Raw genomic sequence first — 20672 nt, forward strand, 5'->3', positions numbered from 1 at the left:
CCTAAGCTGGCAGGCAAGGACCCCCCGGAGGCCCATTTGACCGAAACCGTTCTTACTGTCCTGCTTCTGTTCGCATTGCTTGAAACCAAGCACATGTTTGCAGACTATTTCCTGCAGACGCCCCGGATGCTCGACGGGCGCGGGGAGTATCTGCATCTGGGCCGGGCCATGCATGCCGGCGTGCATGCACTGGGATCGGCTCTTGTCTTCCTGATCATCGGCGCGCCGCTGGGCTTCATCATCGTGATCGTCGCGGTGGAATGGTTCGTCCATTTCAACATCGACTTCGGCAAGGCGATGATGTCCGACAAGATGGGCCTGGCCCCGAACCACGCCGGTTTCTGGCGCGCGGCGGGGGTCGACCAGTGGCTGCACCACATGACCTATGTCGGCATGACATGGGCCTGGGCGCAGTTCGCGATCTGACCTACAGCTAAGAACCCGACGTCGATCTCGCGCTGCAAACAGGGCAACTCGGCCGCATAGGCCATGTGCCGGACGACGTCTCCGGTCACGTCGGGCTGTATCACAAGGCGAACGGTCGGCCGGTAACGAGCCAGATCGTGACCGGAAGGCAGATCCAGATAGTCCGCCCAGTCAGGGCAGGAACGGCATCCCTCCCACGCGAAGGCGGTGCCGTCGAAAGTCGAACATTGCATCCGCACAATGGCACACGACCCGTGGCCCGGCCCCCGCGTTGCGGTCGAGAACAGGAACGTTCCGTCCCGCTCCTGCCAGTTCGAACGCGGTCGCCGCGCTGATGAGACCGCCCCCGATGACGATCACATCTGCAGTCCCGGTCATGTCTTCCGTCTTTCGCTACGCCTGCGCGCTGGGGCGTTCCGCGATCCTGTCGTGCCACGTCCATGTGGCGGTGTTGCCTTCCGGGATCCGCTTTTTCGTGACTTTTGCAAACTGCACGAACACGAAGGTCGAGATATCGGCCAGCGTCAGACGGTCCGGCAGGGCAACCCAGTCACTCTCCGCCAGCCGCTTCTCCAGCATCTCGAAGAACAGGTCGATCCGCACCAGACCGCGCTCCGCCAGTTCCGGGATCTGTTCGAAATTGGTGGTCCCGGGGATCGCCCGGCCCTTCATGTGCGGGTTGCCGTTGCGCAAGGCCTCGGCCACCGCCATGCCGCCCTGCGTCTCCGCAATCGCGTTCCACATCAGCACCAAGCCCTTTTCGTCCGGCGTCCGCCCCATCAGGTTCGGCTCCGGCTGGATCGCCTCAAGGTAGGCCGCGATGCCAAGGTTCTCGGCCAGCACGGTGCCCTCCTCCGTCACCAGCACAGGCACGGTGCCCCGGGGGTTGACGGCCAGGAAGTCAGGGTTCAGCTGATCGCCCTTGGCGATAGAAATTTCGCGGGTCTCGATGTCGAGCCCCTTTTCGACAATGAACATCCGCGCTCGCCGCGGGTTCGGCGCCGTCGCGCAATCGTAGAAGATCATGGGGCTCCCTCCCTTGAAAATTCATCCCCACGCTACCGCGCACGCGCCGCATTCGAAACGGTGGACGTGTCACCGTCCCGCAACGGAACGATGCCGATGTGGCGCCAGATACCCAAGCCGACACTCATGCCGTACATGCCGATCCGCCTCCGGCGGGAGTATTTCGAGTAGAAAGAAGACGAGGCCCTGCACCTTCTTTGGTCCACAAATACCTCGGGGAAGTCGCGCCAAAGGCGCGACGGGGCAGAGCCCCCATCCGCGCCCTGAGGCTTAGCCGCCCATTTGCCTGGCCACGGAACGCGCGATGACCCGTTCCTCGTCGGTCGGGATCACAAGGATCTTCGCCGCGCCCGCTCCGATATCCGCCGCGCTGTCCGCGTTGGCGGCCGCGTCGATTTCGAGACCCAGGAAGCCCAGCCCCTGGATCACGCGTTCACGGATCGGTGCCGCGTTCTCTCCCACGCCGCCGCAAAAGACGATACCGTCGAGCCCGCCCAGCACTGCCGCCAACGCGCCGATCTCGCGGCGGATGCGAAACACGTAGTAGTCGATGGCCTCGGCCGCTTTCGGATCTTCGCTCGCCAGCAGCACGCGCATGTCGTTGGTGTTTTCGGACATGCCCTTCAGACCGCTCTCGGTATAGAGCATCGTGGAAATCTCGGACGCCGACATGCCCTTCTGCTCCAGCAGGTACAGAAGCACGCCGGGATCGAGCTGCCCGCAGCGCGTGCCCATTGGCAGACCGTCAAGCGCCGAGAACCCCATGGTCGAACCCACGCTGCACCCGCCGTCCATCGCGCACATCGAGGCGCCGTTGCCCAGATGCGCCACGATCACCCGGCCCGCGTGCAGGTCGGGATAGTCGCGCGCCAGCACCGAATGGATGTAATCGTAGCTGAGCCCATGGAACCCGTAGCGGCGCACGCCTTCTTCGTAGAAGCGGCGCGGCAGGGCGAAGGTGTCGTTCACGAAGGGATGGCCCTTGTGAAAGGCCGTGTCGAAGCAGCCGACCTGCACGGCATCCGGGAACGCCGTCTGCGCCGCGCGTACGGCGGCCAGGTTGTGGGGCTGGTGGAGCGGCGCAAGTGGCACGAACGCCTCCAGTTGCTCCATCACGCCTGCGTCCAGCACCACGGGGGCGCCATAGCTTTTTCCGCCGTGGACGATGCGGTGACCGACACCCTTGGGCGCGCCCTTCAAAACAGGTTCAACCACGTCGAGGATCGCGCGCACGCCGGATGCATGGTCGGCATGGCCCAGATCCCGCGTTTCGCTGCCCTTGATCACCAGCTTCGCCGCCGGGCCGAGGTTGTCGATCTGGCCCACCATCAGCAATTCAGGTTCGGCCGCTTCGGAATAGACCCCGAACTTGATCGACGAACTGCCCGCGTTCAGCGTGAGGATGCCGCTCATTTGCCAAGGCCCCCCTTTTGCGCCGCGTAAAGCGCCGCGATGGCGCAGGAGGCCAGCCGCGCCTTCTCATTATCCGCGCGGCTGGTCAGGATGATCGGGCACTTGGCGCCGATCACGATTCCGCCCGCCTCGGCATGGGCGAGGAACGTCAGCTCCTTCGCGATCATGTTGCCCGCTTCGAGGTTCGGCGCCATCAGGATATCGGCCCGCCCCGCGACCAAGGACTGGATGCCCTTGATCCGCGCGGCATCCAGATCGATCGCATTGTCCATCGCCAGCGGCCCGTCGACGAGCCCGCCGCGGATCTGGCCGCGTTCGGCCATCTTCGACAGCACCGCGGCGTCGAGCGTCGAGGGGATGGCCGGGTTCACAACCTCCACCGCCGACAGGACGGCAACGCGGGGCTCCTCAATGCCCAGCGCATGGGCAAGGTCGATGGCGTTCTGGATGATGTCGACCTTGGTCGGCAGGTCGGGGGCGATGTTGATCGCGGCATCGGTGATCATCAGCAGATGCGGCAGACCGGGCACATCCATGACAAAGACATGGCTCAGCCGGCGGCCCACCCGCAGACCACCGTCCGATTTCACCACCTGTCCCAGCAGGATGTCGGTGTGCAGGTCGCCCTTCATCACTGCGTGCGCCTCGCCACTATGGATCATCGCGACGGCGCGGGCGGCGGCGGCCTTGTGGTCGGGCTCTGCGATGATGCGGAAAGCGCTGATATCGAGCCCGCCTTTCTCTGCTTCGGCGCGAATCCTGTCCGGGTCGCCGATCAGGATCGGGTCGATCAGCGTGTGTTGCGCGGCCAGGATCGGCCCCGCCAGCGCGTCGGGGCTTTCGGGCGCCACCACGGCCGTCGGGATCGGGTCCAGCACCTCGGCCATCTGCAGAAGCCGGTCGAAATGAACATGGCGTTGCACGGTCAGGCCGGGGATATCGCCACGCTCCATCGTCAGGCTTTGCGCGGGCGCGAGCACCACGGCCTCGCCCTCGACGACCCGGCCTTCGGGGCCATCGACCCAGGTTTCGAACTTCACCCGGTTGCCGTCCATCTTTTCGATCAGCTTGGCGTGGGCCGTCAGTTCCTCGCCCGCGCGGGCGCGGCCGATGAAATCCAGCGTCTGGCTGAGGTAGAGCGTTCCCGGCCCCGGCAGGCGGACGCCCAGCACGGCAGAGATCAGCGACGCGACCCACATGCTGGGCGCTGCCGCTTCGGCACGCCCATCGTCGCCCGGCAGGTTCATCGGGTTGAAGTTGCCGGACGCGTTGGCGAACACGAACAGGTCGTCGGCCCGGCAGATACGGGTTTCCTGCGCCGTCATCCCCACCGCCAGATCGTCATAGCACAGGCTGCTTATCTTGGTCGTCATCTCGGTCACGTCCTTCCCCGGCTTACCAAAAACGCCACATAATCCCATCGCGCCAAGGTCTACCGCAGGATTGCGACGGCTTCGTTGATGTCCACCCCAATGTGCCGCGCCACGGCGCAATTGCCGCGGCAGTTGCGCGATGGCCGGCGATTGGGCAGGGTTCGTAAATGTGTCGGGATGTCCGTAGGGGCAGGCCGCGGCACGGTTCACCCGGCTGCCGGACGTTCGGCGGCACAGCACTCCAACCGGCCCCGCGCCGTTGCAAGGACCCACGCCATGCGCCTACCTCTCACGCTTCCCTTTCTTCTCGCGCTCGCCCCAGCCAGCGCCGCTTTTGCACAAAGCTACAACTGCTCCAACGCCGCTACGCCGACCGAGCACGCGATCTGCAATCACCGCGATCTGGCCAACATGGATGTCGAGATGGCCACGCTTTATGGCGTGGTCGGCAAGATGCCCATGATGATGGGCGAACGCGGCGCGGAAGAGGCCGCGGCTCAGACCTTCCTGACCACACGCAATGATTGCGGCGACGATACCGCCTGCCTGAAAAGCGCCTATTCCACCCGGATCAGCGCGCTGAAATCGACAATCGACACGGGCATGTCGAACTATTGCAAGGCCATCAAACTCTGCTGAGGCAGCAAATCTCCCCCTTGAGCGGACGACAGGAATCGCAGCGCGCGATTGAAAACCAGGGCTCTAGCGGCGGTAAATGAAGCAGCGGCCCTGCACCGCGCCCGATGGCAGCGGCATTTCTTCCAGATCCTCGAAGAACATCCTGTCGGACGAAATCACCAACCCGCCGGGCGCAAGATGCGGGGCGATCAGCGGCGACATCGTCTTCGCGAATGCCACGTTCTTGGCCGCGTTGTGACCGCCCAGATCGGCGTGGATCAGGCTGGCAACGGGGCCTGCATCGGCCAGTCGCGCGGGCAGGGTTTCGGTTATCTCGCCCAGAATCGCATGATCCTCGTCCGGCGTCGAATCGGGGTGCGAAGCGATGGCGCGTTCGAAGACGAAGATCTCTCGCCCCCGGATCTTTTCCCGCAAATGGTGAAACGTCCGGCCGTTACCCAACCCAAGCTCGTAGACCGGGCCGCCCATATGCGCGGTTTCCGCGATGGCATAATCGAGGCATGCACGCTGCGAGACCATGCGGTCTATGAAGATGTCCAGTCGGCTCATGCGTAGTCTCCACTATGGTTAACGACGATTAACAACGTCGGGTCGTTCCCGCTTCATGCCAAATACGGCGCGGGAAGTGTAGGGCCCCGGGCCGCAAGTAACGCGACCGCTATGCCACAGGTGCAATTGGGGTTTGACTAGCAGGCCGCCCCCACGCGATTGTGGCGCCGACATCGGGGGACGCCGAGAAGGACCATGCCAATCCATACCGCCACAAACAGGCACGCCTGAATGAAAGATCTGTTGTCAGTAGAAGATCTTTCCATCGGCTTCGGCCGGGACCCCAGTGTTGTTGAAGGGGTCAGCTTTTCACTCAAGCCCGGAGGGACGCTGGCGCTGGTCGGCGAAAGCGGATCGGGCAAGACGATCACCTGCCGTGCGATCCTGCGGATCCTGCCCAAGGCGGCGCAGCTTCGCTCTGGCCGCGTGGTGCTGAACGGGCGCGATGGCGAACGCGTGCTCAGTTCGATGACCGAAAAGGAAATGCGCGCCGTTCGCGGCGATGCGGTGTCCATGATCTTCCAGGAACCGATGCGGTCCCTGTCGCCCCTGCACCGGATCGGCAACCAGATCTCCGAGGTGCTGTGGCTGCACCGCGGCGCGACCGAGGCGCAGGCCAAGCGCAAGGTGCTGGAAACCTTCGAACATGTGGGCTTTCCCGATCCCGAACGCGCCTACCGGTCCTATCCGTTCGAACTGTCGGGCGGCATGCGCCAGCGGGCGATGATCGCCATGGCGATGGTGGGCGAGCCGGAGCTGCTGATCGCCGACGAACCGACGACCGCGCTTGATGTCACGACCCAGGCGCAGGTGTTGGGCCTTATCCGCCAGTTGCAGGCCGATACCGGCATGGCGCTGATCCTTGTGACCCACGATCTGGGCGTCGTGGCCAACATGGCCAAGGACGTGGTGGTGATGCACAAGGGCCGCGTGATGGAATCCGGCCCGGCCGAACCCGTGCTGATGACCCCCGCACATGCCTACACGAAAAAACTTATCGCGGCGGCGCCGGCGATCCCCGAACCCACCGACGAACCCGCGCCCCCGCCGGCCGAGGTCACGGACCCGATCCTGACACTGAAGGACGTGTCCAAGACCTACACGATGCGCAGCGGCATGGGCCGGGAAACCCTGATCCACGCCTGCCAGCACGTCAGCCTCGTCCTGCCCCGCGGCAAGACACTGGCCATCGTGGGCGAAAGCGGATCGGGCAAGTCGACGGCGGCGCGGATCGCCCTTGGCGCCGAACTGCCCGATCCCGGTGGACAAGTCATGTTCACCCCCGATCCGGGCGGTGAAACCCTGAACGTCCACGCGATGGACCGGACCCAGCGCACGATGCTTCAAAGGCGCGCGCAGATGGTCTTTCAGGATCCGTATTCCTCGCTGTCCCCGCGGATGCGCATCCTTGATGCGCTGACCGAGCCGCTGGACATCCACAACATCGGCACCAAGGCCGAACGCCGCGAGCGGGCGGAAGAGATGCTGCGGCAGGTCAGCCTTGGCCCGGACATGCTGAAGCGGTTCCCGCATGCGTTTTCCGGCGGGCAGCGGCAGCGGCTGTCGATCGCCCGCGCGCTGACGCTGAACCCGGCGCTGCTGGTTTGCGACGAACCGACCTCGGCGCTGGACGTGTCGGTGCAGGAACAGATCCTGACCCTGCTGGAAGACATCCGCGACCGGCTGGGCCTGTCCTACCTGTTCATCAGCCACGATCTGGCCGTCGTGTCGCGCATTGCCGACGAAGTCGCCGTGATGCGCCGCGGGCTGATCGTGGAGCAGGCGAGACCCGAACAATTGTTCAACGATCCGCATCATCCCTACACCAAGGCGCTTATTGCAGCGCGACCCGAACCCGATATCTCCCGACCCATCGACCTGTCGCTTGTCGCGCAGGGCGCCGGATCGCCCGAGACCTGGCCGGAGGCATTCCGCATGACGAACACGGAATTCCCCGAGCTCTCAACTCTCAGCCCTGGACACAAGGTACGCTGTCATGTCTGAACACTACCGTTTCTCGATCCGGGCCGCATCGGCGGCCATCGCATTCGCCCTGACCGCCGGCACCGCGCTGGCGCAGGTCGATCTGAAGCCGGTCCCCTACTGGAAGGCCGATGTCGAGGCGGGCAAGCTGCCCCCGGTCGCCGAAAGGGTGCCGTCGGCGCCCCTGATCGTGGATCTGGAGGCCAAGGGCCGCACCATCGGCACCCCGGGCGGCACGCTGAAGACCATGGTCACCCGCGACAAGGACATCCGCCAGATGGTCGTCTACGGCTATGCGCGGCTGGTGGGCTACGACGAGAAATACAACCTTGTGCCGGACATCCTGGAAAGCGTCGAAAACATCGACGACACCAAGGTCACGCTGAAGCTGCGCCCGGGCCACAAGTGGTCGGACGGGCATCCGTTCACGTCCGAGGATTTCCGCTACTGGTGGGACGACGTGGCCAACAACGAACAGCTCCAGCCCTCCGGGCCGCCGGACTTCCTGAAGGTCGGGGGCGAACTGCCCAGCGTCACCTTCCCGGACGAAACGACGGTGGTCTTCGAATGGGTCGGGCCGAACCCGGACTTCCTGCAAAGCCTGGCCATGGCCAGCCCGACCTTCATCTATCGCCCGGCCCATTTCCTGAAGCAGTATCATGAAGATTACGCCGATGCCGACACGCTCGCCGCGGCCATCGAGGATGAACGGTCGTCCAGCTGGGCCGCGCTGCACAACAAGCTCGACAACATGTACAAGTTCGACAACCCGGACCTGCCGACGCTGCAGCCCTGGGTGAATTCGACCGACGGCAACAAGATCCGCCACCAGTTCGTGCGGAACCCCTACTATCACCGCGTCGACAGCACCGGGCAGCAACTGCCCTATATCGACACGGTCGAGATGGAGATCGTGGCCTCCGGGCTGGTTGCCGCGAAAAGCTATGCGGGCGAGACCGATCTGCAGGGCCGAGGCCTGTCGTTTTCGGATATTGCCGTCCTGAAGAAGGGCGAAAAGGAAAACGGGACCTACACCACCCTTCTGTGGCCGACGGGCGTTGCGTCGCAACTGGCGATTTACCCCAACCTGAACGTGGACGATGCCGGCTGGCAGAAGGTCCTGCGCGATGTCCGCGTCCGCCGCGCACTGTCGCTGGGGATCGACCGCGAAGGCCTGAACAAGGCACTGTTCTTCAACCTGGCCACCCCCGCCGCGATGTCGGTGCTGCCGGAAAGCCCGATGTACCAGGAAAAGTTCCGCGAGGCCTATGCCGCGCATGACGTCGCCGCCGCGAACGAGATGCTGGACGAGGCCGGGCTGGACAAGAAGGGCCCCGACGGCATCCGCCTGCTGCCCGATGGCCGCCCGATGGAGCTGATCATCGAAACCGCCGGCGAACGCCAGGAAGAAGAGAACGCACTTCAGATCATCACCGACAACTGGAAAGATATCGGTGTGAAACTGGTGATGCGTCCGCTGGACCGCGACATCCTGCGCAACCGGGTCTTTGCCGGCACGACGATGGCGTCGGTCTGGTACGGCTGGGACGACGGCCTGCCGCAGCCCTTCACCTCGCCCTCGTACCTGGCACCACGCTACCAAGACTTCCTGGCATGGCCGAAATGGGGCCAGTACTACCAGACGGGCGGCACCGCCGGTGAAAAGCCCGACCTGCCCGAAGCGATCCGCCTGATGGATCTGGCGTCTGCGTGGGAAAAAGCCACCACCACCGAAGAACGCAGCGAGATCTGGACCGAGATGCTGGCCATCCACGCAGATCAGGTCTACGGCATCGGCACGGTGAACCAGGCGCCACAGCCGATCGTGGTGTCGGACAAACTGCGCAACGTTCCGGAACGCGCCATGTGGGCGTGGGATCCGGGTGCGCATTTCGGGGTTCACCGGACCGACGAATTTTTCTTCGCGGCTGAGTAAAGTAAAAAGTAAGGGGTACGTCGGGCGATGCAGCTTCTGAGATACGCAATCTACCGGTTCGGCACCATGCTGCTTACGCTCTTGGTGGTGTCGGTCCTGGTGTTCGCGATCATCAACCTGCCGCCCGGCGACTATATCTCGAACCAGATCAACGAACTGCGCGCGACAGGGCAGGCAAGCGGGCTGGCCAAGGCCGAATTCCTGCGTCGGGAATATTCGCTCGATAAGCCACTGTGGCAGCAATACATGATCTGGATGGGCTTCATGCCCGGGGTCCACGGCTTCTCCGGCCTGATCCAGGGCAATTTCGGCTGGTCCTTCGAATTTGACGCACCGGTGGCCGAAATCGTAGGCGACACGTTATGGCTGACCGTGCTCGTCAACGTGGCTGCGGTTCTGTTCGTCTACATGGTGGCGCTGCCCTTGGGCATCTTGGCCGCGGCGCGATCCAAGACGTGGATCGACTATTCTTCGGCCTTCGTGGGCTATCTTGGCCTTGCCACGCCCAACTTCCTGCTGGCGCTGATCCTGTTCCACTACGGCAACAAGCATCTGGGCCTGCCCATCGGCGGGCTGATGGATCCGGCCTATGAAGGCGCGCCGATGTCGTGGGGCAAGGTACAGTCCATCCTCGGGCACATGATCGTTCCTACCTTCGTGATCGGTACCTCAGGGGCTGCCGCGATGATGCAGCGGCTTCGGGCCAACCTGCTCGATGAGCTGGGCAAGCCTTACGTCGAAACCGCCATCGCCAAGGGGATGAGCGAACGGCGCATGCTGATAAAATACCCGCTGCGGATGGCCTTCAACCCGTTCGTGGCCGATATCGGCAACCTGCTGCCAGCGATGGTCTCGGGCTCGGTTCTCGTGTCTGTGGTGATGGGGCTTCAGACCATCGGGCCGTCGCTTCTGATCGCGCTCAAATCGCAGGACCTGTTCCTGACCGGCTTCATCCTGATGTTCGTGGCCCTCCTGACGCTGATCGGGACGATGATCTCCGACGTGCTGCTGGTGCTTCTTGACCCCCGCATCCGCTACGAGGGCCGAGACATATGACCCAGCTTCCCGACGGCCGCTACGTCGACGACGCACCGTTCGACGCCGATGCCGGCCTGACCACGCCGGAACGCGCCGATCTCGATGCGCCCAACGCTTTGCTGGTCTGGCGCAAGTTCCGCCGCCACAAGCTGGGGCTGATATCGGGCGCGTTCCTGCTGCTGTGCTACCTGCTGCTACCCGTGGCCGGGTTCTTCGCGCCTTATGCCCCCAACGACCGGCACCCGGACCACCAGTACAAGGCGCCCGAAAGCATCCGCCTGTTCCACGAAGGCAGCTTCATCGGCCCCTACATCTATTCGGTGGAGGAGGTGCTGGACATGGAGACCTACACCTACAAGTACATTCCCGACACCGACACGCCTCTGCCGCTGAAGTTCTTCTGCCTGGGCGATCAATGGCAAGTCTTCGGGCTGATCCCGTCGAACCGGCACCTGTTCTGTTCCCCCACCGAAGATCCAATCTTCCTTTGGGGGTCCGACCAGCTGGGCCGCGACGTGTTCTCCCGGATCCTCTACGGCGCGCAGCTGTCGTTGACGGTGGGCTTGATCGGGATCTCGGTGTCGTTCTTCTTCGGCATCGGGCTGGGCTCGATCGCCGGCTATTTCGGTGGCCGGATCGACTGGGTGATCCAGCGCGTGATCGAGATCCTGCGAAGCCTGCCCGAATTGCCGCTGTGGCTTGCGCTGTCGGCGGCGGTGCCGTCGAACTGGGGGCCGGTGGCCGTGTTCTTCATCATCTCGATCATCCTCGGCATCCTCGACTGGCCCGGCATGGCGCGGGCCGTGCGGGCCAAGTTCCTGTCGCTGCGCGAGGAAGAGTTCGTGCGCGCGGCCGAAATGATGGGCGCGCCATCCGGGCGGGTGATCCGCCGGCACCTGATCCCCAACTTCTCAAGCCACCTCATCGCATCGGCCACCTTGTCGATTCCGGCGATGATCCTTGGGGAAACCGCCCTGTCCTTCCTGGGCCTTGGCCTGCGGGCACCGGCGGTATCGTGGGGCGTGATGTTGAACGACGCACAGAACCTAGCCTCTATCGAGATATACCCGTGGCTTGCGATCCCCATGATTCCGATCATCGTGGTGGTACTGGCCTTCAATTTCTTCGGCGACGGCTTACGTGACTCGCTGGATCCCTACGAAAGCTGAAGTCACTTTCGCAGAAGGCCCAAACGGAACCGACAGGACACCTGAAAGGAATCCGAACCCATGAGCGACGTTTACGAGCCCCCCAAGGTCTGGACCTGGGAAAAGGAAAGCGGCGGCAATTTCGCCAGCATCAACCGCCCCGTTTCGGGTGCCACCCACGACAAGGAACTGCCGCGCGGCGAGCATCCCCACCAGCTGCATTCGCTGGCCACGCCCAATGGCCAGAAGGTGACCATCCTGTTCGAGGAGCTTCTGGCGGCCGGCCACAAGGATGCCGAGTACGATGCCTGGCTGATCAATATCGGCGATGGCGATCAGTTCGGATCGGGCTTCGTCGAGATCAACCCGAACTCGAAGATCCCGGCGATGGTCGACTATTCGACCGAAAAGCCGACCCGCATCTTCGAAAGCGGCGCGATCCTTCTGTACCTGGCCGAAAAGTTCAACGCCTTCCTGCCGGCCGATCCGGCGAACCGGGCGGAACTGCTGTCGTGGCTGATGTGGCAGATGGGCTCGGCCCCGTTCCTGGGCGGCGGTTTCGGCCATTTCTACGCCTACGCGCCGGAGAAGTACGAATACCCGATCAACCGCTACGCGATGGAAGTGAAACGCCAGCTCGACGTGCTCGACAAGCACCTGGCCGACAAGACCTTCATGCTGGGCGACGAATACACCATCGCCGACATGGCGATCTGGCCGTGGTACGGCAACCTGTGCCTTGGCCGTGCCTACAACGCGGGCGAGTTCCTTGATGTCGCGTCCTACAAGAACGTCGTCCGGTGGGCGGAAATGCTGGATGCCCGCCCCGCCGTGAAGCGTGGCCGCATGGTCAACAAGGCCATGGGCGACCCGTCCGAGCAGCTTCACGAACGCCATGATGCGTCGGATTTCGAAACGAAGACACAGGACAAGCTGGCGGAATCGGCGTAACCGCCGCGCCGCACCTGCCCTTTTCGGCCACCGGTCATCCCGACCGGTGGCCGATTTGTTTTTCGTACAAACTGTCGCAGTAGTTGGGTTTTTACGTTACCCTTGCGTTAAGTGAGTCTTGGACTCACGTTTAAAGAGGGCCAGCCGGGAGCATGTGCCACCGAAATGGACGCCGGTTCCAGCATCCGGCAGGCACAGATCCCCGACCGCTCGGACAGCGTTGAAAGGACTGGTGTGTCGATGAGTGCCGATGACGGTGAGAACGGTTCCGGCGGGGACCAAGACCTGGACGGAACGACAAGCGACAGACACGAAGACCCCCGCACGCCCCCGGACGACGAACAACAGGATCTGGAATGGGTCCTGTCCGTATTTGACGATATCGAAGCATTCCTGCAGACGCATCGGATCCAAGCGGCGGCCTGTGAAATTGCCCATGTCCGCCGACGACTGGCCCCGATCCTGCGCCGGCCCGCCGACGCTGCGGGAGGCACTGCGCTACAGGACGGGGTGGACGGCCTGAAACAAGCTCTCCGGCAGGCGAACAACCGCGCGGCCGATGCCCGCGACGACCTTTTCGCGCTCTTCATGTCGGGTCTGCCCGGCGTCGAACGGCTGCTGTTCGACCACGCCCCTGTGATGATGCATTCCTTCGACCGGGAGGGCCGCCTCGTGCAGGTCAGCTCGTACTGGCTGGATGTCATGAAACAGTCCCGCAAGCACGTGATCGGCACGCACTCCCGCCATTTCATGACCCTGAAAAGCCAGGACAAGGCACAGGCGCTGCTGCCTGTGCTGTTCGAAAACGGCCGTATCGACGATGTGGAACTGGACCTTGTCCGCAGTGACGGAGAAGTTCTTCCCGTCACCTTCTCGGCGGCTCTGCGCCATGGCATGGGTCGTGCCGAGCCGACGTCCATCGCGCTGACACGGATCTGACCCTGCGGTTCACGCGCCCCGCGTCCACCGCGCGATGGCGTCCGCAGCCGTTGAAAGATGATCGTCCAGACCCAGCCCGGTCACCCGCTTGCACGGTTTCAGGTCATGGTCGCCGTCTTCAAGCCAGTGAAACGTGATCCGGTCGGACAAGGCGTAGCCCGCCACCTCCTCCCGCGTGCCAAAGGGGTCGCGGGTGCCCTGGCAGATGAGCGTGGGCATCTGCAGGTTTGCCAGGTGGTCCGTGCGCAACTTGTCCGGCTTGCCCTGCGGGTGGAAGGGGTAGCCAAGGCAGATCAGCCCCGCGATCCGGTCCCCCATCCCATCGGCGATCAGGCTCGCGACACGGCCGCCCATGCTCTTGCCGCCGATGAACAGCGGGCCGTCATGCGGCAGGGCATCGATGGCGGCGCGGTATTCCCCGGCCAGCAGCTCGACCTTCGGCGGCGGGCGTTTGGGTCCGCCGGTGCGGCGGTCGGCCATGTAGGCGAACTCGAACCGGGCGACGCGCAGCCCGCGATCTGCCAGCCTTTCGGCAACCAATGTCATACACGGTGTGTCCATCGCCGCACCGGCGCCATGGGCCAGCAGGAACGTAGGCCGGCCCGGCTCGTCGCCGTTCAGCAGGAAGTCGTGGCCCGGCATCGCGATGCCCCGATCAGACGTAGGTGCCGGCCACCGCCTCGCGGATCGCCTTGATGTTGGCGCCATAGGCCGACGGTTGCGTCACCGAACCGCCCCGGAACACGGCCGAGCCCGCAACCAGCACATCGGCCCCCGCCTCGACGATACCCGGCGCCGTGGTCGGGTCGACGCCGCCGTCGATCTCGATATGGATCGGACGGTCGCCGATCATCGCGCGCAATTCGCGCACCTTGGCGATCTGGCTGGCAATGAACTTTTGTCCGCCGAAGCCCGGGTTCACCGTCATCACGCAGACCAGATCGACCAGGTCCAGCACATCCGCCACGGCCGACGCCGGCGTGCCCGGGTTCAGCGCCACGCCCGCCTTGCAGCCGGCGCCGCCGATGGCCTGCAACGTCCGGTGGATATGCGGCCCGGCTTCGACATGGGCCGTCAGCCGGTCGGCACCGGCCTGCGCGAAGGCATCGATGAAGGGATCGACGGGCGCGATCATCAGGTGAACGTCCATCACCGTTTTCACATGGGGCCGGATCGCCGCGCAGGTGGTCGGCCCGAAGGTGATGTTCGGCACGAAATGCCCGTCCATCACGTCGACATGGATCCAGTCGGCGCCCTGCGCCTCGACGGCCTCGCACTCCGCCCCGAAATTGGCGAAATCGGCCGACAGAATCGACGGGGCAATCTTCAAATCTCGGTCAAAGCTCATGCGCGTGCGTCCCATGAATGGTGCGGTACCTGCTAGACAATCAAGGCGATTAGCGCAGCATTGCAAGGCAGCACCGCACGCGAAGATTGCAAATTCCGGGCAGCCCTACTCCGGAATCGCCGCGAACCGCAATCATTCCCGCCCCGTTACATAACTTTCACGAAGCTGTCGCAATTCGTTGAGACGCCCGGGATAGGCCGACGCCGCACAGTCCTGGGGGTGAACCTTGCTTCGTATCGAGAAGCTGACCAAGAAATTCGGGCAGAACACTGCCGTCGACGCCGCCTCGTTGAATGTCGAGGGCACGGCGATGATCGGTATCATCGGCCGCTCCGGCGCCGGCAAATCCACCCTGCTGCGGATGATCAACCGCCTGAGCGACGCGTCGGACGGCGTGATCGAATTCGAAGGTCGCGACGTGACCCATCTGACCGGCGCCGCCAAGCGCGCCTGGCAGTCGGATTGCGCGATGATCTTCCAGCAGTTCAACCTTGTCCCGCGCATGGACGTGGTGTCGAACGTGCTGCACGGCACGCTGAACCGCCGGTCCGCCTTCACCACGATCTTCAACCTCTATCCGCAGTCGGACATCCACCGCGCGATCGAGATACTGGATCGCCTGGGCATCGCGGACCACGCACCGAAACGGGCCGAAGCGCTTTCGGGCGGCCAGCAGCAGCGTGTCGCCATCGCGCGCGCCCTGATGCAGGACCCCAAGATCATCCTCGCGGACGAGCCCATTGCCTCGCTCGATCCGATGAACGCCCAGACCGTGATGGAGGCGCTGCGCCGCATCCACGAAGAAGACGGCCGCACCGTCATCTGCAACCTTCACACGCTCGACACGGCCCGGCGCTATTGCGACCGCGTTATCGGCATGCGCGACGGCCGGATCGTTTTCGACGGCTCGCCCGAACAGCTGACGACCAATATGGCGCGCGAGATCTACGGCGCGGGCGCCGACTTCTCGGAAGCCGCCACGTCGACCGAGATCGGGACCCTCGAACACGGCCACGCCGAAGATGCCCATATCCGCGCCCTGCGCGAGGCCGAAGCCACCGCCTGACACCATTTCCACGACTTCCGGTCAAAGTTCGGCCGGGCCTACCAACCCTCGGGAGAGACCTTATGAAAAAGATCATCGCTGCCGCCCTGGCAACCACCGCGCTGACGGCCCCGGCCTTCGCACAAGACCAGATCGAAGAATTCCGCATCGGCATCCTTGGCGGCGAAAACGCCCAGGACCGTCTGAACAACAACCAGTGCCTGGCCGATTACACCCAGGAAGCCCTGGGCGTTCCGGTCAAGTTGTTCGCGCCCGCCGACTATAACGGCGTGATCCAGGGCCTCCTGGGCGGCACCATCGACATGGCATGGCTGGGCGCAAGCGGTTACGCCAAGACCTACCTGACCGACCCCGACGTGGTCGAGCCGGTGCTGGTCAAGGTGAACACCGATGGCACCTACGGCTACCATTCCATCGGTTTTGCCCGCAAGGACAGCGGCATCACCTCGCTGGAAGATATGAAGGGCAAGACCTTCGGATTCGGCGATCCGAACTCGACCTCGGGCTACCTGATCCCGTCGATCGAAATCCCCCAGCAGACCGGTTCGACGATGGAGCCGGGTGAGTATTTCGGCGACGTCAAGTTCACCGGCGGTCACGAGCAGACCATCGTCGCAGTCTTCAACGGCGACATCGACGGCGGCGTGACCTGGGCCGACGGCCTGGGCGAATGGGAAGACGGCTACAACTCGGGCGCGCTGCGCAAGGCCGTGGATGCGGGCCTGGTCGACATGAACGACATGGTGGAAATCTGGAAGTCGAAGCCGATCCCGGAAGGCCCGGTCGTGCTGCGCACCGCCCTGCCCGCCGACGTGAAGGAAAAGATGACCGCCCTGATGGCCGGTCTGCATGAAAAAGACCAGGATTGCTTCTACGGCGTTGCCGCCGGCGAAGCCCTGCACTTTGCCCCCATCGGCCACGACGCCTACCTGTCGATCATCGACGCCCGCAAGTCGGTTTCCAACTAAGCGAAATCACTGCTCCCGAAGCCCGGCCTTCATGGCCGGGCTTCTTCACGTTCAGGGGATCCCGACATGGCCGAGACCAGCGCCTCCACCCGCGTGGACGTCATCCAGACCGATTACATGGCCCTGACCCGGCGCAAGCGATTGTACAGCCTCGTGCTGCTGATCGTCTTCGTGGCGCTGATGGTCGCGGGCTTCAACACCGCCGACAGCCGCAATGCAGGCGGGTTCTGGAACGGGATCACCCATGTCTTCGATTTCCCGGCCGAGGTCCTGGGCGAAGCCTGGGAAAACATCGCCGAACTGCCCCGCCATCTTGTCGCGCATCTGCCCGCGCTGATCGAGACGCTGAACATCGCCGCCGCCTCGACCCTGATCGGCCTGATCGCGGGCACGGTGCTGGCGCTCTTGTCAACCCGCGGGCTGGCACGCTGGCCGCGGCTGATCGGACTGTTCCGCCGGCTGATGGACATCGCCCGCGCGATCCCCGAAATCGTTATCGCCCTGGTGCTGATCTTCGTTCTGGGCGGCGGGCCGGTGCCGGCCATGATCGCCATCGCCATCCACACCACCGGCGCGCTGGGGAAACTGTTTTCCGAAGTGAACGAGAACGTCTCGCTGAAGCCTGTCGAGGGTCTGCGGTCGGTCGGCGCCACATGGGCGCAGCAGATGTACCTTGGCGTCATCCCGCAGGTGGGCCCGAACTATGTCAGCTACGCGCTGCTCAGGTTCGAAATCAACATCCGCGCCTCGGCCATCCTTGGCTTCGTGGGCGCAGGCGGCATCGGCTATGACCTGCGAAACGCGATGTCCTGGGGACAGGGCAAGTACGATCAGGCCGCGGCGATCTTCATCCTGCTGTTCCTGACCATCGTCGCGGTCGACCAAATCTCGGGCTACCTGCGCGCGCATCTGACCTACGGCACCCAAGCCCGCGAAGGAGTGCGGCCATGACCGTCGCAACCACCGATCTCGACCGGCTGAAATCTGGCGCGGACCAGCTGTTCTCGAAGAAGAAACTGGCGGGCTTCAGCATCCCCTTGGTGATCATCGCCTATCTCGTCTACATCTTCTTCGCCTTCGACGTGCCCGGGCTCTATTCCCGTGCCGACATGGACAACGCCCGCACGCTGGTGGCCGACAGCTACAGCTACAAGATGCACGTCACCCGCGATAATCGCTCGGCCGAGGTCGACATCTCCATCGAAGGCCGCCGCAACGGCACCTACCCGGAAGACGGCTCACCCGACTGGGTCACCCGCGGCGAAGAGACGGTGATCGACCTCGGGCAAGGCCACATCGCCACCTTCGGACCGGAAATCGTGACCTACACGATCCCCGGCTATGGCACCTTCCGGGCCGAACCCGGCCGCTCCGGCGTCAATGCCACCTTCCCGGATGGCGATCTGCCGGGCTGGATCAACGCCTCGAAAAACCGGGTGGCCATCACGACCGAAGCGGGCCGCTTCACCGTCACCCGCAACCGGACCGAGGTGTTCCGCTATTTCAACGGATGGGAGGCGTTCTGGTTCACGCTCGACAGCCCCTATTACGGCCTGTCCGTGGGCGAGGTCGCGGGCCGCGCGGTACAGGGCGAAGCGGGCGACATCTTCACCGCCTTCTGGACCAACTCCATGTGGCGGCATCAGGACGTGGCCTGGGCCCTGTTCGAAACCGTGCTGATGGCGTTCCTTGGGACCTTCGGCGCCGGCCTCATCGCGCTGCCGCTGGCGTTCCTTGCGGCCAAGAACTTCGCGCCCCTGATGGCGGTCCGCTTCGCAATGCGCCGGATGTTCGATTTCCTGCGCGGCGTCGATGCGCTGATCTGGACGATCATCCTGGCCCGCGCCTTCGGCCCCGGCCCCCTGACCGGCGCGCTGGCGATCCTGGTGACCGACACGGGCACCTTCGGCAAGATCTTCTCGGAAGCCTTGGAGAACGTCGACAAGGCCCCCATCGAGGGCGTGCAGTCCACCGGCGCCAGCGCGATCCAGCGCTACCGCTTCGGAGTGATCCCGCAGGTGGTGCCGGTGCTGATCTCGCAACTGCTGTACTTCCTTGAATCGAACACGCGGTCTGCCACCGTCATCGGCGCCATCACCGGCGGCGGGATCGGGCTTCTGCTGACGCAGGCGATCATCACCCAGCAGGACTGGGAGAAGGTCACCTATTTCATCGTGCTGATCGTTCTGATGGTTATGGCAATGGACTGGATTTCCGGCATCCTCCGCCGCCGCCTGATTTCCGGGGACGGCACCGGGCATTGAGGTCGGACGGGGGCGCTGCCCCCGGACCACCGAGGTATTTGGAGACCAAAGACGTCAGAAGCCCCGCCTTCTTTTCTTCTTTCTCCAAATACTCCCGCCGGAGGCAGACCGGCGGAGCCGCCGATTTCGGGGCTGGGTATCCGGGCGGTTTAGGGTCAACCTGCACGTGACAACAAAAAGAAGCGTACCATGACGGATCATCCCCTGCTCTCCCCCGACGAACCGCGCATTCACGAGGAATGCTCGATCACCGAAAGCACCTTCGGGCCCTATACCGAGATCGGGCGTTTCTCGCGCGTGGCGTATTCGTCGTTCGGGGCGTATTCCTATTGCGACCGGGCCTGCGACATCGCCAATGCCCAGGTGGGCAAGTTCGCCAACATCGCCAGCTTCGTGCGGATCGGCGCCACCGACCATCCGCTGGATCGCGCGGCGCTGCATCATTTCATGTATCGGTCGGCCTCTTACTGGGAGGATACGCCCGACGACGCCGCGTGGTTCGAAAAACGCCGCGCGCGGCGGGCGGTGATCGGGCATGACACGTGGCTGGGGCACAACGCGCAGGTGAAGCCGGAAGTCACCATCGGCCACGGGGCCGTCATAGCCTCGGGCGCCATCGTCACGAAGGATGTGGCGCCCTACACCATCGTGGCCGGCACGCCGGCGAAACCAATTCGCGAACGCCAGCCCGGGCCGGTGGCGGATCGGCTGATCGCACTGGCGTGGTGGGACTGGAATCACAATACCCTGCGTGCCCGGTTGGACGATTTCCGGCAACTGCAGGCCGAAGCCTTCCTGGAGAAGTACGAGTAGCGGTCAGAATTCCCGTTCGTCGGGCAGGTCGGCGTTGCCGATGGTCAGCGCGACCCGTTCACCGGCGAACCATGTGCGACCGAATTCGACCGGGACGCCATCGGTGTCGGTGCTGACGGACTCGGTACACAGAAGCGGTGCGTTCTGGCGGATCTGCAGGTGCCGCGCGTCGGTTGCCGTGGCCTGGACCGCCGTGACCCGGGTCGAGACCCGGATATAGTCCTTCACCCCCACCTGCCGCAGGGCCGAGGTGATCGACGGATCGGCGCGCAGGATCGCGGGCAGTTCCGGAAACCGGTCCGCGGGAAAACAGGTGCGGAAGATCGCCAGCGGCTGTTCGTCGGCCAGCGAGATGCCTTCGTAGACATGCAGCTGCGCGCCCGGTTCCAGGTTCAGCGACCGCGCCTCGTGCCCATCGGCGCCGCGCATCGTCAGCGCCAGAACCTTGCGCGACGGCAGGCGGCCGGCGGCATAGAGATTGCGGGCAAAGCGCACCCGCGTGCCAATGGGGTAATCCGTGGGCTGGGCCGCCACGAAGACGCCGGCGCCGCGGCGGGCATGGACAAGACCTTCTTCCGCAAGTTCGGCCATGGCGCGGCGGACCGTGTGACGGTTGACGCCGAACCGCGCCGCCAGCTGCGCCTCGGTCGGCAGTTTCGATCCCGGCGCGTGACGGCCTTCGGCGATGTCCGCCGTCAGTTCATCGGCGATGGATTTCCAGAGCGGCGTGCGGCTCATGCGTCCCAGGTTCCTGTCATCAAATATTCACAGCTTGCGCGTTGTGTCCGGAGG

21 protein-coding genes are annotated in these 20672 nt (G+C 64.1%); 13 read left to right on the top strand and 8 right to left on the bottom strand.

Translation table 11 applies throughout. From position 1 onward, the window contains the following. Positions 1-36: 36 nt before the first annotated feature. The gene (locus D4754_RS21375) at positions 37-426 is read left to right on the top strand and encodes a DUF3307 domain-containing protein (protein WP_121067910.1); all 390 of its coding nucleotides are present in this window, start codon (positions 37-39) and stop codon (positions 424-426) included. A gap of 171 nt (positions 427-597) precedes the next feature. Here the strand turns inward: D4754_RS21375 and D4754_RS21380 are convergent, their stop codons facing one another. The 4 genes from D4754_RS21380 to D4754_RS21395 all read right to left on the bottom strand — a co-directional run bounded on the left by D4754_RS21380 (position 598) and on the right by D4754_RS21395 (position 4238). Further along, positions 598-804: an FAD-dependent oxidoreductase gene (locus tag D4754_RS21380; protein WP_121067912.1), complete on the bottom strand. Its 207-nt coding sequence runs from the start codon at positions 802-804 to the stop codon at positions 598-600. A 15-nt stretch (positions 805-819) separates the two neighbouring features. Further along, complete coding sequence (locus D4754_RS21385) at positions 820-1452, bottom strand: glutathione S-transferase family protein (protein ID WP_121067914.1); 633 nt, start codon at positions 1450-1452, stop codon at positions 820-822. A 270-nt stretch (positions 1453-1722) separates the two neighbouring features. Beyond that, positions 1723-2865, bottom strand: coding sequence for an acetate/propionate family kinase (locus D4754_RS21390; RefSeq protein ID WP_121067916.1), 1143 nt, complete (start codon positions 2863-2865; stop codon positions 1723-1725). Further along, a complete protein-coding gene (locus tag D4754_RS21395; protein ID WP_121067918.1) occupies positions 2862-4238 on the bottom strand; it encodes a bifunctional enoyl-CoA hydratase/phosphate acetyltransferase in 1377 nt (458 codons plus the stop codon). The genes D4754_RS21390 and D4754_RS21395 overlap by 4 nt, the downstream gene beginning before the upstream one ends. 276 nt (positions 4239-4514) lie before the next feature. Here D4754_RS21395 and D4754_RS21400 point away from each other — a divergent pair, with 276 nt between their 5' ends. After that, positions 4515-4877: a lysozyme inhibitor LprI family protein gene (locus D4754_RS21400; RefSeq protein WP_121067920.1), complete on the top strand. Its 363-nt coding sequence runs from the start codon at positions 4515-4517 to the stop codon at positions 4875-4877. 63 nt (positions 4878-4940) lie between these two features. On the opposite strand, the gene D4754_RS21405 is transcribed toward D4754_RS21400, so the two are convergent. Continuing rightward, the gene (locus D4754_RS21405; protein ID WP_121067922.1) at positions 4941-5426 is read right to left on the bottom strand and encodes a class I SAM-dependent methyltransferase; all 486 of its coding nucleotides are present in this window, start codon (positions 5424-5426) and stop codon (positions 4941-4943) included. 231 nt (positions 5427-5657) lie between these two features. On the opposite strand from D4754_RS21405, the gene D4754_RS21410 reads away from it, so the two are divergent. The 6 genes from D4754_RS21410 (at position 5658) to D4754_RS21435 (ending at position 13421) form a co-directional block, all read left to right on the top strand. After that, positions 5658-7430, top strand: coding sequence for an ABC transporter ATP-binding protein (locus D4754_RS21410; RefSeq protein WP_121067924.1), 1773 nt, complete (start codon positions 5658-5660; stop codon positions 7428-7430). After that, positions 7423-9345: an ABC transporter substrate-binding protein gene (locus D4754_RS21415; RefSeq protein WP_121067926.1), complete on the top strand. Its 1923-nt coding sequence runs from the start codon at positions 7423-7425 to the stop codon at positions 9343-9345. Before D4754_RS21410 ends, D4754_RS21415 begins: the two co-directional genes overlap by 8 nt. 27 nt (positions 9346-9372) lie before the next feature. Continuing rightward, positions 9373-10401 (top strand): ABC transporter permease, encoded by a 1029-nt coding sequence (locus D4754_RS21420; RefSeq protein ID WP_121067928.1) that lies wholly within the window; start codon positions 9373-9375, stop codon positions 10399-10401. Next, positions 10398-11552 carry an ABC transporter permease gene (locus D4754_RS21425; protein WP_121067930.1) on the top strand — a complete coding sequence of 385 codons (1155 nt, stop codon included), beginning with the start codon at positions 10398-10400 and terminating at the stop codon, positions 11550-11552. Before D4754_RS21420 ends, D4754_RS21425 begins: the two co-directional genes overlap by 4 nt. 60 nt (positions 11553-11612) lie before the next feature. Next, the gene (gene yghU / locus D4754_RS21430) at positions 11613-12482 is read left to right on the top strand and encodes a glutathione-dependent disulfide-bond oxidoreductase (RefSeq protein WP_121067932.1); all 870 of its coding nucleotides are present in this window, start codon (positions 11613-11615) and stop codon (positions 12480-12482) included. Positions 12483-12722: 240 nt separating this feature from the next. Then, a complete protein-coding gene (locus D4754_RS21435; protein WP_163026019.1) occupies positions 12723-13421 on the top strand; it encodes a PAS domain S-box protein in 699 nt (232 codons plus the stop codon). 9 nt (positions 13422-13430) lie between these two features. On the opposite strand, the gene D4754_RS21440 is transcribed toward D4754_RS21435, so the two are convergent. Together D4754_RS21440 and rpe are read right to left on the bottom strand one after the other, a co-directional pair. After that, positions 13431-14063, bottom strand: a complete 633-nt coding sequence (locus tag D4754_RS21440) for an alpha/beta family hydrolase (RefSeq protein WP_121067936.1) — start codon at positions 14061-14063, stop codon at positions 13431-13433. Positions 14064-14076: 13 nt separating this feature from the next. Then, on the bottom strand, positions 14077-14769 hold the full coding sequence (rpe, locus tag D4754_RS21445) for a ribulose-phosphate 3-epimerase (RefSeq protein ID WP_121067938.1): 693 nt from the start codon (positions 14767-14769) through the stop codon (positions 14077-14079). A gap of 226 nt (positions 14770-14995) precedes the next feature. Between rpe and phnC the strand changes: the two genes are divergently transcribed. The 5 genes from phnC to D4754_RS21470 all read left to right on the top strand — a co-directional run bounded on the left by phnC (position 14996) and on the right by D4754_RS21470 (position 19880). Further along, on the top strand, positions 14996-15835 hold the full coding sequence (phnC, locus tag D4754_RS21450) for a phosphonate ABC transporter ATP-binding protein (RefSeq protein ID WP_121067940.1): 840 nt from the start codon (positions 14996-14998) through the stop codon (positions 15833-15835). A 62-nt stretch (positions 15836-15897) separates the two neighbouring features. Next, positions 15898-16803 carry a phosphonate ABC transporter substrate-binding protein gene (gene phnD / locus D4754_RS21455; RefSeq protein WP_121067942.1) on the top strand — a complete coding sequence of 302 codons (906 nt, stop codon included), beginning with the start codon at positions 15898-15900 and terminating at the stop codon, positions 16801-16803. A 66-nt stretch (positions 16804-16869) separates the two neighbouring features. Continuing rightward, positions 16870-17754: a phosphonate ABC transporter, permease protein PhnE gene (phnE, locus tag D4754_RS21460; protein WP_121067944.1), complete on the top strand. Its 885-nt coding sequence runs from the start codon at positions 16870-16872 to the stop codon at positions 17752-17754. Beyond that, complete coding sequence (phnE, locus tag D4754_RS21465; protein WP_121067946.1) at positions 17751-19067, top strand: phosphonate ABC transporter, permease protein PhnE; 1317 nt, start codon at positions 17751-17753, stop codon at positions 19065-19067. The genes phnE (D4754_RS21460) and phnE (D4754_RS21465) overlap by 4 nt, the downstream gene beginning before the upstream one ends. A 189-nt stretch (positions 19068-19256) precedes the next feature. After that, on the top strand, positions 19257-19880 hold the full coding sequence (locus D4754_RS21470) for an LbetaH domain-containing protein (protein WP_121067948.1): 624 nt from the start codon (positions 19257-19259) through the stop codon (positions 19878-19880). A gap of 3 nt (positions 19881-19883) precedes the next feature. Here D4754_RS21470 and phnF read toward each other — a convergent pair whose 3' ends face one another. Then, on the bottom strand, positions 19884-20618 hold the full coding sequence (phnF, locus tag D4754_RS21475; protein ID WP_121067950.1) for a phosphonate metabolism transcriptional regulator PhnF: 735 nt from the start codon (positions 20616-20618) through the stop codon (positions 19884-19886). Positions 20619-20672: the final 54 nt, after the last annotated feature.

Source organism: Chachezhania antarctica (genome assembly GCF_003646465.1).
Lineage (GTDB): Bacteria > Pseudomonadota > Alphaproteobacteria > Rhodobacterales > Rhodobacteraceae > Chachezhania > Chachezhania antarctica.

What these genes read in the sequence shown, in the direction of transcription:
- D4754_RS21380 (WP_121067912.1), bottom strand. Translation starts at nt 804, where the DNA reads ATGACCGGGACTGCAGATGTGATCGTCATCGGGGGCGGTCTCATCAGC.
- D4754_RS21385 (WP_121067914.1), bottom strand. Translation starts at nt 1,452, where the DNA reads ATGATCTTCTACGATTGCGCGACGGCGCCGAACCCGCGGCGAGCGCGG.
- D4754_RS21390 (WP_121067916.1), bottom strand. Translation starts at nt 2,865, where the DNA reads ATGAGCGGCATCCTCACGCTGAACGCGGGCAGTTCGTCGATCAAGTTC.
- D4754_RS21395 (WP_121067918.1), bottom strand. Translation starts at nt 4,238, where the DNA reads ATGACGACCAAGATAAGCAGCCTGTGCTATGACGATCTGGCGGTGGGG.
- D4754_RS21400 (WP_121067920.1), top strand. Translation starts at nt 4,515, where the DNA reads ATGCGCCTACCTCTCACGCTTCCCTTTCTTCTCGCGCTCGCCCCAGCC.
- D4754_RS21405 (WP_121067922.1), bottom strand. Translation starts at nt 5,426, where the DNA reads ATGAGCCGACTGGACATCTTCATAGACCGCATGGTCTCGCAGCGTGCA.
- D4754_RS21410 (WP_121067924.1), top strand. Translation starts at nt 5,658, where the DNA reads ATGAAAGATCTGTTGTCAGTAGAAGATCTTTCCATCGGCTTCGGCCGG.
- D4754_RS21415 (WP_121067926.1), top strand. Translation starts at nt 7,423, where the DNA reads ATGTCTGAACACTACCGTTTCTCGATCCGGGCCGCATCGGCGGCCATC.
- D4754_RS21420 (WP_121067928.1), top strand. Translation starts at nt 9,373, where the DNA reads ATGCAGCTTCTGAGATACGCAATCTACCGGTTCGGCACCATGCTGCTT.
- D4754_RS21425 (WP_121067930.1), top strand. Translation starts at nt 10,398, where the DNA reads ATGACCCAGCTTCCCGACGGCCGCTACGTCGACGACGCACCGTTCGAC.
- yghU (WP_121067932.1), top strand. Translation starts at nt 11,613, where the DNA reads ATGAGCGACGTTTACGAGCCCCCCAAGGTCTGGACCTGGGAAAAGGAA.
- D4754_RS21435 (WP_163026019.1), top strand. Translation starts at nt 12,723, where the DNA reads ATGAGTGCCGATGACGGTGAGAACGGTTCCGGCGGGGACCAAGACCTG.
- D4754_RS21440 (WP_121067936.1), bottom strand. Translation starts at nt 14,063, where the DNA reads ATGCCGGGCCACGACTTCCTGCTGAACGGCGACGAGCCGGGCCGGCCT.
- rpe (WP_121067938.1), bottom strand. Translation starts at nt 14,769, where the DNA reads ATGAGCTTTGACCGAGATTTGAAGATTGCCCCGTCGATTCTGTCGGCC.
- phnD (WP_121067942.1), top strand. Translation starts at nt 15,898, where the DNA reads ATGAAAAAGATCATCGCTGCCGCCCTGGCAACCACCGCGCTGACGGCC.
- phnE (WP_121067944.1), top strand. Translation starts at nt 16,870, where the DNA reads ATGGCCGAGACCAGCGCCTCCACCCGCGTGGACGTCATCCAGACCGAT.
- phnE (WP_121067946.1), top strand. Translation starts at nt 17,751, where the DNA reads ATGACCGTCGCAACCACCGATCTCGACCGGCTGAAATCTGGCGCGGAC.
- D4754_RS21470 (WP_121067948.1), top strand. Translation starts at nt 19,257, where the DNA reads ATGACGGATCATCCCCTGCTCTCCCCCGACGAACCGCGCATTCACGAG.
- phnF (WP_121067950.1), bottom strand. Translation starts at nt 20,618, where the DNA reads ATGAGCCGCACGCCGCTCTGGAAATCCATCGCCGATGAACTGACGGCG.